The organism is Sphingopyxis sp. BE235 (genome assembly GCF_031457175.1).
In the GTDB taxonomy this organism is placed as follows: Bacteria; Pseudomonadota; Alphaproteobacteria; order Sphingomonadales; family Sphingomonadaceae; genus Sphingopyxis.
On sequence record NZ_JAVDWC010000001.1, the window covers coordinates 785,399 to 798,149 of the forward strand.

At 64.2% G+C, this 12,751-nt stretch carries 11 protein-coding genes; 9 read left to right on the forward strand and 2 right to left on the reverse strand.

Annotation, left to right across the window (positions count from 1 at the left end):
- Positions 1-62: 62 nt before the first annotated feature.
- Both J2X38_RS03835 and queA read left to right on the forward strand, forming a co-directional pair.
- Positions 63-872, forward strand: coding sequence for a peptidylprolyl isomerase (locus J2X38_RS03835; RefSeq protein WP_310251492.1), 810 nt, complete (start codon positions 63-65; stop codon positions 870-872).
- 23 nt (positions 873-895) lie between these two features.
- A complete protein-coding gene (queA, locus tag J2X38_RS03840) occupies positions 896-1,927 on the forward strand; it encodes a tRNA preQ1(34) S-adenosylmethionine ribosyltransferase-isomerase QueA (RefSeq protein WP_310251494.1) in 1,032 nt (343 codons plus the stop codon).
- A gap of 14 nt (positions 1,928-1,941) precedes the next feature.
- Here queA and J2X38_RS03845 read toward each other — a convergent pair whose 3' ends face one another.
- Positions 1,942-2,628, reverse strand: coding sequence for a helix-turn-helix domain-containing protein (locus J2X38_RS03845; protein WP_058536876.1), 687 nt, complete (start codon positions 2,626-2,628; stop codon positions 1,942-1,944).
- Between the two features lie 512 nt (positions 2,629-3,140).
- Between J2X38_RS03845 and J2X38_RS03850 the strand changes: the two genes are divergently transcribed.
- From J2X38_RS03850 to J2X38_RS03875, 6 genes are all read left to right on the forward strand, one after another.
- The gene (locus J2X38_RS03850; protein WP_137892064.1) at positions 3,141-3,665 is read left to right on the forward strand and encodes a spore coat protein U domain-containing protein; all 525 of its coding nucleotides are present in this window, start codon (positions 3,141-3,143) and stop codon (positions 3,663-3,665) included.
- Between the two features lie 143 nt (positions 3,666-3,808).
- Positions 3,809-4,606 carry a hypothetical protein gene (locus J2X38_RS03855; protein ID WP_058536874.1) on the forward strand — a complete coding sequence of 266 codons (798 nt, stop codon included), beginning with the start codon at positions 3,809-3,811 and terminating at the stop codon, positions 4,604-4,606.
- Between the two features lie 99 nt (positions 4,607-4,705).
- Positions 4,706-5,509: a molecular chaperone gene (locus tag J2X38_RS03860; protein WP_058536873.1), complete on the forward strand. Its 804-nt coding sequence runs from the start codon at positions 4,706-4,708 to the stop codon at positions 5,507-5,509.
- On the forward strand, positions 5,506-8,133 hold the full coding sequence (locus tag J2X38_RS03865; RefSeq protein WP_310251501.1) for a hypothetical protein: 2,628 nt from the start codon (positions 5,506-5,508) through the stop codon (positions 8,131-8,133). Before J2X38_RS03860 ends, J2X38_RS03865 begins: the two co-directional genes overlap by 4 nt.
- A gap of 8 nt (positions 8,134-8,141) precedes the next feature.
- A complete protein-coding gene (locus J2X38_RS03870) occupies positions 8,142-9,059 on the forward strand; it encodes a hypothetical protein (RefSeq protein ID WP_058536872.1) in 918 nt (305 codons plus the stop codon).
- 110 nt (positions 9,060-9,169) lie between these two features.
- Entirely contained in the window at positions 9,170-9,583 is a 414-nt protein-coding gene (locus J2X38_RS03875) for a hypothetical protein (protein WP_058536871.1), read from the forward strand.
- A gap of 72 nt (positions 9,584-9,655) precedes the next feature.
- Here the strand turns inward: J2X38_RS03875 and J2X38_RS03880 are convergent, their stop codons facing one another.
- Positions 9,656-10,318: a helix-turn-helix domain-containing protein gene (locus tag J2X38_RS03880; RefSeq protein WP_310251504.1), complete on the reverse strand. Its 663-nt coding sequence runs from the start codon at positions 10,316-10,318 to the stop codon at positions 9,656-9,658.
- Between the two features lie 222 nt (positions 10,319-10,540).
- On the opposite strand from J2X38_RS03880, the gene J2X38_RS03885 reads away from it, so the two are divergent.
- Positions 10,541-12,727: an EAL domain-containing protein gene (locus tag J2X38_RS03885; protein WP_310251506.1), complete on the forward strand. Its 2,187-nt coding sequence runs from the start codon at positions 10,541-10,543 to the stop codon at positions 12,725-12,727.
- Positions 12,728-12,751 lie beyond the last annotated feature (24 nt).

Below are 12,751 nucleotides of genomic sequence, written 5' to 3' on the forward strand. Positions count from 1 at the left end.
TTTCCGGCTAGGGCGCGCCATCGGGGCGCAAATCCAGTTTATTATCCAAAGGCCGATCCAGCATGAAATCATCCTTCCGCCCCTTGGTTCTTACGGCGATGGCGTTCGGTCTCGCGGCTTCGGCCGTCGCGCAGGATGCGCCGCCCGCACCGGGGCCGAACCCCGAGCAAAGCCAGCCGGCGCCGCCCGTCGAAACGCCGCCGCCCGCGCCGGTCGAAACCCCGACTGCGCCCGCGCCCGCGGCGGCCGAGGGAACCCCTGCGGTGGAAGCGCCCGCGGTGCCCGCGATGACGCCCGACCAATATATCAACGTCCCCGAATATATGCTCAACATCGACCTTTCGACGGGCGGCCGGATCGTGGTCCAGCTCTATCCGAATGTCGCGCCGAACCATGTCGAGCGGCTGAAGCAGCTCGCGCGCGCGGGCTTTTACGACGGGATCAAGTTCCACCGCGTGATCGACGGCTTTATGGCGCAGACGGGCGATCCGACCGCGTCCGGGCAGGGCGGCTCGCAGCTTCCCGACCTCAAGGCCGAATTCAACCCGACCCCGCATCTGCGCGGCACGCTTTCGATGGCGCGCGCCGAGAGCGAGGACAGCGCGAACAGCCAGTTCTTCATCATGCTCCAGCCGCGCTTCAGCCTTGACCGCCGCTACACCGCGTTCGGCCGCGTCATCTCGGGCATGCAATATGTCGACGCGATCCATAAGGGCGAGCCGCCCGAAGTGATGTCGCGCATGGTGCAGGTGTCGGTCGCCGCCGACAACAAGCCGATCCCGCCCGCCTCGATGCTGACCGAAGCCGTGCCCGCGCCGGTCGCCGCGCCCGCCGTGACGGTCGACGAGCTTAACGCTCCGATCAAGCAGTAAGCGCGGGCACGCGCGTCAAGATCATGCGCGTCGACGCCTTCGATTTCGATTTACCCAATGAACGCATCGCGCTCCGCCCGGCGCGGCCGCGCGATGCAGCGCGGATGCTCGTCGTCGATGGCGGTGAGATCGTCGACGCGGGGGTCGCGGACCTGCCCGCATGGCTGCGTCCGGGCGACTGCCTCGTCTTCAACGACACCCGCGTCATTCCCGCACAGCTCGAAGGACGTCGCGGCGACGCGAAGATCGGCGCGACGCTCCACAAACGCATCGACCTGCGCCGCTGGCAGGCGTTCATCCGCAACGCCAAGCGACTGCGTGTCGGCGAGAGCGTCGATTTCGGCGCGGGGGTCGCGGCGCTCGCCGAGGAGCGGCTCGCCGACGGCAGCTTCATCCTCGCCTTCGCCGGCGACGAGCCGGTCGAAGTCCTGCTCGAGCGCGCGGGCACGATGCCGCTCCCGCCCTATATCGCGGGCAAGCGCCCCACCGACGACGCCGACCGCGCTGATTACCAGACAATGTTCGCGCGCGAGGATGGCGCGGTCGCGGCCCCGACCGCGGCGCTGCACTTCACAACGAAGCTGCTCGATGCGCTCGCGGCGGCGGGGATTGCGAGCGAAACGCTGACGCTGCACGTCGGTGCGGGCACTTTCCTGCCAGTGAAGGCCGACGATACCGAAGACCATGTCATGCACGCCGAATGGGGGCGGATCGACGCCGATACCGCGGCGCGGCTCAACGCGGTGCGCGCGGCGGGCGGCCGCGTCATCGCGGTCGGCACCACCAGCCTGCGCCTGCTCGAAAGCGCGGCAGAGGATGACGGCATGATCGCGCCCTTCGCGGGCGACACCGCGATCTTCATCACCCCCGGCTATCGCTTCAAGGCGATCGACGGGCTGATGACGAATTTCCACCTGCCGCGCTCGACCCTGTTCATGCTGGTGAGCGCATTGATGGGACTGGAGACGATGCAGGCGGCCTATGCGCATGCGATTGGGCATGCGTACCGCTTCTATAGCTATGGCGACGCGAGTCTGTTGTTGCCCGCACGATAGGGCGGGCGGCCCCGTCAATATTCGATCGTGATCTTGACCTTGGCGGGCTCGACGCCGGCGAGCGCGGCGATCTCTTCGCGGCTCGCACGGACCAGCGCATGCATTTGCTGCGCGCTTGCCGCGGGATCGCCATGCGCGGCCGAAGGCGCGCCGGCGAGCAGTTCTTGCTCCGAAATGCCGAAAGCCTCGGCCAGCGCGGGCAGGTTGCTGCGCCGCGGCACGGTCTTGCCGCTTTCCCACGCCCAAATGCTCGGCCGGCTGAACCCCGTGAGATCCGAAAGCGCCGCGCGGCTGAGGCCGCGTTCCTTCCGGAGCCGGAGCAGGCGCTGGGCCAGCATTTCGTCGCCATCGGGGATGCGCGCCGGATCGACGTCGCCCGGAAGCGGATTGCGCAGCTGCGCCGCGCTGAGCGCCGCGCGCGACAGCGGCCGATCGAAACGGCAACCCGCGAGCGCCTCGCTGCGCCACACGATGGTGGCGGCGCAATCGGGCGCCTCGGGCAAGGCGACCGTCAGCCGCTGACCGATGGCCAGATCGGATGCGGTTTCGATCAGCATGCCGGTCGCCGACAGATTGTGGATCGCGACCGTCGTGCCCTCGCTGCCTTCGAGCGAGCCCGCCGCTTCAAATCGCATATGCATGCGCGGCGCCCCGCGCGTGCTTCCGTCGGCCTGCTTTTCGATCATCGCATGAATGGGCATGGGTCAGCTATGCGCGCGATCGGTTGTCGAGTGGTTAATGGGGAGCGCCGCATCGCGGGCACATGCTCCGCCGGATGCCCGGCAACAAGGTCCGTTCGCCATCCTTGGGGCGAACTGTGCGCTGCTTGCGGCGGGTGAATCGGCAATCCGCCGCGGATTTTTGCCGATTTCGACAGCTCCAATTAAACTTATAGCCTATTTTTCTGTTAAGATATTAACATCGGTTGTCCCGATTCTGAACGCCGATAGCCAGGCTGGCCGCTTGACGCGCGCCGAATTAACCCTCGGCAAGCGCAGGAAAGCGCCAATTTCCGTTAAACTTGAACGACATCACCGACACCCAATTTTGGCCCGAGCCAATTTGGGGGTGCGAAGCTGTCTTAATTTATGTACTAAGTTTTTATTAACAGACGGGTTGATGAGTCGGGTCGCGGCTTGTCGGGCACCGGGGGGTGCCGAGGGCTATCTGCAAAGCGGAGCCCGAACCGTTGGGATTTTTGGGGGTTCGAGTCATGAGGTTCATGCTTTTTGCGCTTGCCGCGGCGGCTTTTGCTGTGCCCGCGAACGCAGAAGAAATCCGGAACGTCAAATCGCTCGACATCGCGGTCAGTGGGGCGATCCGCCAGCATTGCGCGATGGGCAGCATCGCCAATATGGATTTCGGCAATCTGGAACGCCGCGGCCTGGGCATCGAAACGCGCGTCGCGCTCGATTGCAACGTCCCTTTCACGATGACGATCAAGGGCGCCCGCGGCGGCCTGACCCACACGACGATGCCGAACGGCCAAGGCCCGTACAGCGGCGTCCTGCCTTATAATCTCGCCGTCGAAATGCCCGTGCGATACCCGTCGCGGCAGACGGTGAGCCAATCCTTCAACAGCCGCCAGCTTTTGGCCGGCGGCGTCATCTCCAGCAACGGCGGCATCGCGACGGACGGAATGGTCCTGGCGGTCGAGCTTGGCCAGCCTTCGGGCGAGGCCGGGCTGCTGGCTGGCGACTATTCGGAAACGATCACGATCACCGTTTCTCCGATCTAGAAATTCGCCTGCGGCCAGGTCGCGGGCGGAATTAAGCCGGAAGGGTAGGCACCGATGCCCTCCCGGTTCTCCGACCAGACGGTGCAAAAATCACGCCGTCGCCCGGCTTTTGGGCAGGGCGTTATAATAGAGGGAAGAAGATTATGAAGAAGATCCTTAGCGGCACCGTCGCCGCCATCGCGCTCATCGCCGTCGCCACGCCGGCTGCCGCTCAGACCAACCCGACCAATCAACGCCACTATGCCGGTACGGGCACCGTCAACGTTCCCTTCATCGGTCCGGTTACGATCAGCGGAACTGACACCAACCCGAGCAATTTTGTTGCCGGTCTCTATGACGACTACGTCCTGCCCGCCGGCGTCGGCACCCGCTACCGCGCCCAGGCTGACGCTCCGAGCGACAGCGAAACCGCAACGCCGACCGTCAATGTTGCTTTCAACCTGAGCGGAACGGTGAACAAGGACTGTTCGTTCTATTCGGGCAACGGCGCCAGCGCGACCAACATCAGCTTCGGCGTGATCGGCGTTCGCACGGGCAACAACGAGAACGTCAATTCGGCGTTCGAAATGGTCGGTCCGGCAGAAGCCAACATCGACACGCTGACCGCAGGTTGCAACTTCAACAACGAAGTCGTGATCACCAAGAACAACGGCACCAACGGTCTGGTTAACTCGGCTGCTGGCGGTTATGACACGAACCAGTTCCAGGCGAACATTCCGTACAGCGTGAATGCAACCTGGACCGGCGTCGCGCTCAACGCCGTGACCACCGGTTCGGGCCAGTCGCTGAACGTTTCGACCACGCAGAACAACAACCTGATCTCGCAGGGCGCATGGCGTTCGCGCATGGACATCGACATCGTTGCTCCGGCTGTGACGAGCAAGGGTCTGGTCGCAGGCACCTACAGCGGCACCACGACGCTGACGCTGCGCGCTCTCTAAGTTCGCGCGGTAACGAATGGGGAGAGGGGAAAGAGCGATCTTTCCCCTTTCTTTATCAATAAGTGCAATTATGTCCGGCGAGGACAGGGGGATGGGAATATGACAGCTTTGGCGACGGTGAAGCGCCATGCGCGCGCGCTTTTGGCTGCGCTCGCCGCTCTCGTGCTAGTGGTCACCCCCGCGCTGGCGATGCGCGTCTCGCCGATGGTCGTCGAAATGGAATCGCGCGGCACGGGTGCGGTGGCGCGGATCGAGGTCCAGAATATCAATCCCGGCAATCTGGCGTTCCAGACCCGCGTTTTCCGGATGGAAATCGACAAGGACGGCAATATTTCCGAAACCCCCGCCGACCAGGATTTCCTGATTTTTCCGCCGCAGGGCATTCTGCCCGCCAGCGGACGGCAGGTCGTCCGCCTGCAATGGGTGGGCGGCGCCGAACTGGCGACTTCGCAGGCATATTATGTCTCGGTCGAACAGTTACCCGTCGCCTTCGAACCCGGCGCTGCCGATTCGGTTGGGGCGCAGGTTCAGGTTCTTTACAATATGCGCGCGCTGGTCGTGGTGGCACCTCCCGGCGCCAAGCCCGACGTGAAGGCAACGACCGTCAAGCAGGCTAATTATCAGCCGCCCGCGCTGCCGGGATCGAGCGAATTGCCGCCGATGCAGGATGGGGTGGAGATCACCTTGCGCAACGCCGGCCGCCGCCACGCGCTGATGGCGAATTTCGGCTGGCAGCTCGAAGGCACGGGCACCGACGGCAAATGGTTACGCGTCGATGTCTCGCCTGAAGAGCTCAATCGGGCGGTCGGCACCGGCTATGTGCCCGCGCAGGGCGAACGCGTTTTCCGCGTGCCCGTTCCCGGTTTTGGCCCCGGACCGATCAAGCTGTCGTTCAAACAGTGAGGATCGGCTTCGCTCTGAGTAGTGTGGCGCTGTCGGCGCTGTGCGCGAGCACGGCGGCGGCGCAGGTATCGATTCCGCTGCCGCAAAACCCGCGGCCGTCGCCGTCGGCGCAAAACCCGGGCGCGCCGACAGTCATTCCGTTACCGGGGACGCAGATCCCGCCGATCCCGACGCCGACGCCCGTCATGCCGCAGCTTCCGATCGGCGCGCATGGCCGCCCGGACATCAACCCGTACGACCGCGACATCGAAATGACGGTGCCGCTGACCTTCCAGAGCAGCAGCCTCGGCGATATTCCGATGCGGCTCACCGCGGACGACCGTTTCCTGCTCGATTCGGCGACCTTCGTGCGGCTGATGCAGCCGGTGCTGAACGAGGAAGCACATGCCGGGCTGGCGTCGCGTCTGGCGTCGCTGCCCAATTTCGGTCCCGACGATCTGGAAAAGACGGGCGTTCAGCTGACCTACGATCCCAGTACCCTGGCGGTCGTCGTCGTCGAGGTGTCCGCCGAACAGCGGGCGATCAAAGATATTTTTGCGCCGCCGCGCCAAGACACCAACGACGTGACGCTGCAGCCCGCCGATTTCTCCGCCTTTCTGAACCTCAGCGCCGTCCAGAGCTATATCTGGGAGGGCAATCAGGCCGACCCGCCGACGATAAACTTCGACGGTGCGGTGCGGCTCGGCAAATTCGTGTTCGAGGGCGACGCGCAGTTGGGGCAGCAATTCGGGCTGGCCGGCGATTCATATAAATTCACGCGCAACTACGCGCGTCTCGTCTATGACGAGCCGGAGGATTTTCGGCGCTGGTTCCTCGGCGACCTCGACCCCGAAATCCGTGGCCAGCAAGCCTTTGTCGAAATGGGCGGCGTCGGCGTGCTGCGCCAGCGGCGGCGTTTCAACAGCTTTCGCTCGGCGATCCTTCAGGCCAATCGTCAGCTCGTGCTGCAACGCGAATCGACCGTCCGATTTTTGCGCAACGGGTCGCTCTATCGCGAAGTTCGGCTTCAGCCGGGGCGCTACGACTTCAGCTCGCTGCCGCTGATTGCGGGCAGCAACGATGTCGATATTCAGGTCACCGACAACAGCGGCGCGGTCCAGAACCTCTCCTATCAGCAATATCTCGACCCGATCGACCTCGATCCGGGCGATTTCGAATATGGCGCCTTTTTCGGCCCGACCAGCCGCACCTTCGGCGGGGCGCCCGATTATCGCGGCCCGATCGCCTTCACCGGTTTCTTTCGCAAGGCATTTTTCAATCATCCCGCGATCGGTGTCGGTTTCCAGGCCAGCAAGGATGTCCAGACGCTGACCGGACAGACCCAGTTCGTCCTGCGCAACGGTAGCCGTCTGCTGCTCGATGCCGGCGGCAGCAATTCGAAAACTGCAGGACAGGGGTTCGCCGGCGGCGTCAGCTACGAACATTTCATCGATCGCGAGGGGCTGTCCGACAGTTTAACGTTTCGCGCGGATTATCTGTCGCCGCGCTTCGCGACCTTGGGAAACCTCGACGGGGTCAACACCACGTCGGCCACGATTTCGGCGCAGTATACGCGGCAGCTCAACTTCAAGTTAACCAGCACGTCGACCGCGTCCTATCTTCGGGGGCGCAACGGTGTGGGTGACAGTTATCGCGCGGGAACGACAGCTTACTACCGTCTCGATCGCAAATGGACGATTCGGGCGGGGGTAGATTATACCAAATTCCCGTCAAGTTTTTCGCGCGGCAACGGATTCAGTTTCAACATCGGCATTGTCTTCCAACCCGATTATCGCCGCCGCGCCGAGGCGCGCTATGAGAGCCGCGACAATCTGGGCGAGCTCTCCTACAACCAGAGCGGCCTGAATCAATTGAGCAGCGTCGGTTTCGGGGGTGTCGTGACCCGCGACGACAACAGCGCGCAGGCGCTCGGCTATGCCACTTATGCCGCCAACCGCTTCGATGCGTCGGTCAGCCATGCGACCTTCGGACCCAACCTGTCCAATGTCGCCCAAATCAACGCGACGACCGTCCGTGTCGGGACGTCGCTGGCCTTTGCCGACGGCAGCTTTGGTATCGGGCGGCGCATCAACGACAGTTTCATGTTATTGTCGCCGCACAAGAATCTGGGCAAGCGCAGCGTCGTTGCCGGACAGTCGCTCGCCGAGAATGACTATATCAGCAAGAGCGGCGCGCTGGGCGCGGCGGTCAACAATTTCCTCGGCTCCTATGCCACCCAGTCGGTGCAATATGATGTCGAGGATCCGCCGACGGGCTACGACACCGGTCCCGGCGTGTTCCGCGTCCATCCGCCCTACAAGAGCGGTTATGCGGCGCGCATCGGCACCGATGCCTTTGCCAGCGTGATGGGCACGTTGATCCTCGCGCCCGAAATGCCCGTGTCGCTGATCGGCGGCCGCGTGACGTTGCTCGACGTCAAGGACGCCGAAAGCCCCAAGCCGATTCCGTTCTTCACCAATTCGGTCGGACGCTTCGCGATCACCAACCTGCTGCCGGGCCGCCGCTATCTGGTGGAAACCTATGGCCCGAATGGCACGGTCGACCGGAGTTTCGAATTCACAGTACCCGCGGACACCGATGGTCTATTGAACCTTGGCACCGTTCGCCCCGGTACGAAAAATTAGGAGGCATTATGCTGCGCCATACCCTGTTCCTCGCCGCGGCTTTCCTCGCTGTGCCGCTTCACGCGCAGGCGCCGGCGCCGGGTGCCAACATCCGCGGCGCCGATTGCCTGATCCGCGCCAACGCGACGCCGTCGAGCTGGCTGATCCAGGGCTATGACCCGTTCGACAGCGCGATTCCCGAAGGCACATTCGGGGTCACCTTCGTCAACGAAGGTACGGCGGAATGCCGCTTCACCCCGACGTTCGAACTGAGCCAGCCGCCCTTTGGCCTGTCGAAGGGCACGGGGAAGCCGATTGGCTATGCCCTGCTCAACCTGACCGACACGCAGGATGTGACGCCGCGCGTCGGGCGGACGCAGCGTAGCCCCTCGCAGCGGATGCTGACGCTCGGCGCCAATGCCTCGCGCACCTTGCTCTTCAAGCTCGTCGCCGATCCCGACGACGTGAAAGAATCGGGCACCTTTACGCAGGACGTGACGCTCGAAGCGCAGGACGGCAATTTCCGTTCGCTCGGCGGCACGCGCATCGTGCTTGGCATCGATGTCCTGCCTTCGGCGCGGATCGGCCTGGCCGGCGCCTACACGATGAGCGACGGGCATGCGGTCGTCGACCTGGGCGAATTGCGGCCAGGCGTCGCCCCGGTGCCGCTCCAGCTTCGCGTCGCCAGCACGGGTTCCTACGACCTCAGCGTCACGTCGGCCAATTCGGGCCGCCTGCGTCTCGGTTCGAGCGAATGGTATGTGCCCTATAGCCTCGCGATCGGCGGAAATTCGGTCAATCTGACGGGCATGCGCACGATATCCGGTTCGACGAACGGCAACCTCCGCCGCGACGCGCTGCCGATCCAGTTCCTGATCGGCAATACATCGGATCGCCGCGCGGGCGTGTACAGCGACGTAATCTCGATTGCGGTGACCGCACGCTGACGCACCCGCTCCGGCCGCGTCGTCCGGCGGCGCGCCTTAACTGAATGTTAGATTTGCGAGCCTAAACAATCATCCAACAGCTTCGGCCTACAGGCGGAAAGGTTTGGCGGATGATTCAGAAATTCTCGCTCGGCGTTGCGAGCTTCGTACTCGCTGCGGCGCCGACGACCGCCACGGCGGCCACGTTCGGCTTCAACCTCAGCCTGACGGTGCCCGTGCATTGCACGGTGCAGCATCAGGCGACGGGATTCGGCGCGATCAGCGGCAATGCCGTGTCGCTGGGCAGCTTCCGTGAATATTGCAACGCGCCGACGGGTTATGATCTTGTGATCAACTATGCGCCGGGTTCGCTGGAAGGCGCCCGGATCATCGCCGGAAATGACGAGATTATCCTCAACGGCTCGGGCCGTGCGGTGCTCAGCCGCGCGACCGGCCCCCGGGTCCGGGAACGCCCCATCGCGGCGGTGCCCGGTGAGCAGGGCTTCGATACCGATCGTTTCGAACTGACGATCATTCCCACCTGACGCCAGCCAGTTACGGCCAAACACAAAACCCTCCGGCGACGTCGGAGGGTTTTGCGTTGCGCGACCGGCGGGTCACATCTCGATCGTGAACTTGATGCTGCCCGGGCTGACGCCGGCCGCCTTGGCGATTTGCGCCTTGGCTTTCGCGACCAGCTCGTTCAGATTTTCGGCCTCGTCAATGCCGAGGAGTTCGGCGATTTCGACGCCGAGCGCGAGCGACAAGGCTTCCATCCGGCCGGCTTTGGGCCGCGCCTTGTCGAGCTCCCAGGCGGAAATCGACGGTTCGCTGACCCCCAAATGGGCGGCGAGCTGCCCTTGAGTCAGCTCCTTTGCCGTTCGCAGCCGCTGCAGGCGGACGCCGAAGCTTTCCGCAGGGGCGGGCTGGTGGTCGGGCGCGGGCGCGTCGACGCCTACCACGCTTCGCAGCTGCGCGGCGCTGAGCGTCGCGGGCGAGATCGGTATTTCGAACTGGCATCCCGCGATGCCGCCGCTGGTCCAGATCACGCGGGTGGCGGTTTTGCCGCTGTGCGGCAGATTGACCTCGACGATCTCGCCGATCGCGAGCGGCACTTTGCTTTCGACGAGCATGCCTGTGGCCGAAATATTGTGGACCAGCGCCTCGATTTCGGCGCCCGCCGCCTTCGACCCGTGGAGCGGAAGCCGCAATTGCCGGCGCGACGCACGGCCATTTCCGGCCGATCGCGGCGTGTTGTCGAGATACACAGTCATCGCCATGCGCGCATCCATCGCGAGCCCGATATTAACATTTGGCTTCGCCGAACGGTTAATAGGGCAGGGCGCCCGAAAGTCACGAGGGCCGCCCCGCGCCGCGGGCGCGCGATGCCGGCAACGTCCTCAAACGGCACGGTTTCCGGAAAACCCTTAGATATTTACACTATCGCAATTCCTTGTCGGCATAGCAGCGGGCGTGTGGGGACCAGCTGAAGAGTTTGTTTGATGGACAGTCCATCGCGGATCGATTCGGGCGATCGGAGGGATGACGAAGCCGATGAAGGCCAGCGCGGCTTTTTCGGCTTGATCGGCTCGCGTATCGGCAAGCAGCGCGGCGATACCGCGGCGAACCTGCACACCCACGAAGCGCTGCTGCTGCTCCAGAATTACGAGGAAAGCGGCCAGGGCTGGTTCTGGTCGACCGACGCCAAGGGCCGGCTGACCTATATCACCGATTCGGTGGCGCGATTGATGGGGCGAACGGCCGGCGCGCTGCTCGGCACCGTTTTCACCGACCTGTTCCTGCCCGTCGACAGCCATGGCGAGCGCCAGCGCACCCTGCCTTTCCTCCTCACCAAACAATCGAAATTCGACAAGCTGCCGCTGCGCAGTGCGTTCGAAGGCGACGACCGCTGGTGGGCGATCTCGGGCCGGCCGCAGTTCGACGGCGGCGGCAAGTTCACCGGCTATCGCGGCAGCGGGGCCGATGTGACCGCGCAGCGCCGCTCGGCCGAGGACGCCTCGCGGCTTGCGCTCTATGACTCGCTGACCGGGCTCGCCAACCGCTTCGCCATTTCGAAAAAGCTCGACACAACGCTCGCGGCCTTTGCGCAGCAGCAACGTTCGTGCGCGATCATGCTGCTCGACCTCGACCGCTTCAAGCAGGTCAACGACACGCTCGGCCATCCGGCGGGCGATGCGCTGCTCAAACAGGTCGCCGAACGTCTGCTCAAGATCGTCGGCGACAAGGAGATGGTCAGCCGTCTTGGCGGCGACGAATTCCAGATCATCCTTCCCGACATCGAAGATCGCGGCAAGCTGGGCGACATGGCCGCCGACATCATCGCCAGCCTGTCGCAGCCCTATTCGGTCGAGGGCAGCCGCTGCATCATCGGCGTGTCGGTGGGCGTCGCGATCGCGCCCTTCGACGGCTTGAGCAGCGACGACCTCGTCCGCAACGCCGATCTTGCGCTCTATGCGGCAAAAGGGAACGGCCGCGGGCGGTTCGCCTTTTATTCGAGCGACCTCCACACCGCGGCGGAGGATCGCCGCGCGCTCGAGGACGATCTGCGCGACGCGCTGGTGCGCGGCGAGATGGCGCTGGTTTATCAGCCGGTCGTCCATTCCAAATCGAACATGGTGAGCGGGGTCGAGGCGCTGATCCGCTGGGCCCATCCCGAACGCGGCGTGATCTCTCCTTCCGTATTCATTCCGATCGCCGAGGAAGCCGGCCTGATCTGGGCGCTCGGCGAGTGGGTGCTGCGCACGGCGTGCGAAGATGCGGCGAACTGGCCGGGCGACATGCGGGTGGCCGTCAACGTCTCGCCGATCCAGTTCGCGAATGCCGACTTGCCGAAAGTCGTCGCCAAGGCGCTTGGCGCGACCGGGCTTGCGCCGGGTCGGCTCGAACTGGAAATCACCGAAAGCGTGTTCCTGGGCGATACCGCCGAGACCGCGCGGATGTTCAAGGCGCTGAAGGCGCTGGGGGTTCGCCTGGCGCTCGACGATTTCGGCACCGGCTATTCGTCGCTCGCCTATCTGCAATCCGCGCCGTTCGACAAGATCAAGATCGATCAGAGCTTTGTCCGCGACGCGACGATCCCGGGGTCGCGCAACGGCGCGATCATCGCCGCGATCGTCGCACTCGCCGAGGCGCTCGAGATGGAAACGACCGCCGAAGGCATCGAATCGCTCGACCAGCTCGAACTCATCCGCAAGCTCAACGTCAGCCATGTCCAGGGCTATGTCTATAGCAGGGCGGTGCCGCAGGCCGAGCTGCTCGATCATGCCGAGGGGACGTGGACGATCAAGCCGGCGGGCCCGGCGCGCCAGCGCAACGACCGCTTCTCGCTGTTCCGCAAAGTGGGCGCGATCCATGACAACCACCGCTATGCCGTCGTGATCCGCAACCTGTCGGCGACCGGCGCCTTCATCGAGGGGTTGCTCGATGTCCCCGTTGGCACACGCTTCGTGATCGATTTCGGCGAAGGGCAGCTCGTCACCGCGATCGTCCGCCGTTCGATGAGGCACCAGCAGGGGGTCGAATTCGAACAGACGATGGTCAGCGACGGCAATGGCGGGCTCTGCACGCGTCACCGCGTTTCGCCCTATCTGATCGCCGCCGCGACGCAATCGACTGCGGCGCTGGCGCTGCCGTCTTTCACGACGACGAGCGACTGGAAGGCGGCCTGAGGCCGGAACCCTCGCTGGGTTGAC

Bases quoted from the DNA above. Each gene is read 5' to 3' on its own strand.
- J2X38_RS03860 (WP_058536873.1), top strand. From the start codon at position 4,706: ATGACAGCTTTGGCGACGGTGAAGCGCCATGCGCGCGCGCTTTTGGCT.
- J2X38_RS03845 (WP_058536876.1), bottom strand. From the start codon at position 2,628: ATGCCCATTCATGCGATGATCGAAAAGCAGGCCGACGGAAGCACGCGC.
- J2X38_RS03885 (WP_310251506.1), top strand. From the start codon at position 10,541: ATGGACAGTCCATCGCGGATCGATTCGGGCGATCGGAGGGATGACGAA.
- J2X38_RS03870 (WP_058536872.1), top strand. From the start codon at position 8,142: ATGCTGCGCCATACCCTGTTCCTCGCCGCGGCTTTCCTCGCTGTGCCG.
- J2X38_RS03880 (WP_310251504.1), bottom strand. From the start codon at position 10,318: ATGGCGATGACTGTGTATCTCGACAACACGCCGCGATCGGCCGGAAAT.
- J2X38_RS03850 (WP_137892064.1), top strand. From the start codon at position 3,141: ATGAGGTTCATGCTTTTTGCGCTTGCCGCGGCGGCTTTTGCTGTGCCC.
- J2X38_RS03855 (WP_058536874.1), top strand. From the start codon at position 3,809: ATGAAGAAGATCCTTAGCGGCACCGTCGCCGCCATCGCGCTCATCGCC.
- queA (WP_310251494.1), top strand. From the start codon at position 896: ATGCGCGTCGACGCCTTCGATTTCGATTTACCCAATGAACGCATCGCG.
- J2X38_RS03835 (WP_310251492.1), top strand. From the start codon at position 63: ATGAAATCATCCTTCCGCCCCTTGGTTCTTACGGCGATGGCGTTCGGT.
- J2X38_RS03875 (WP_058536871.1), top strand. From the start codon at position 9,170: ATGATTCAGAAATTCTCGCTCGGCGTTGCGAGCTTCGTACTCGCTGCG.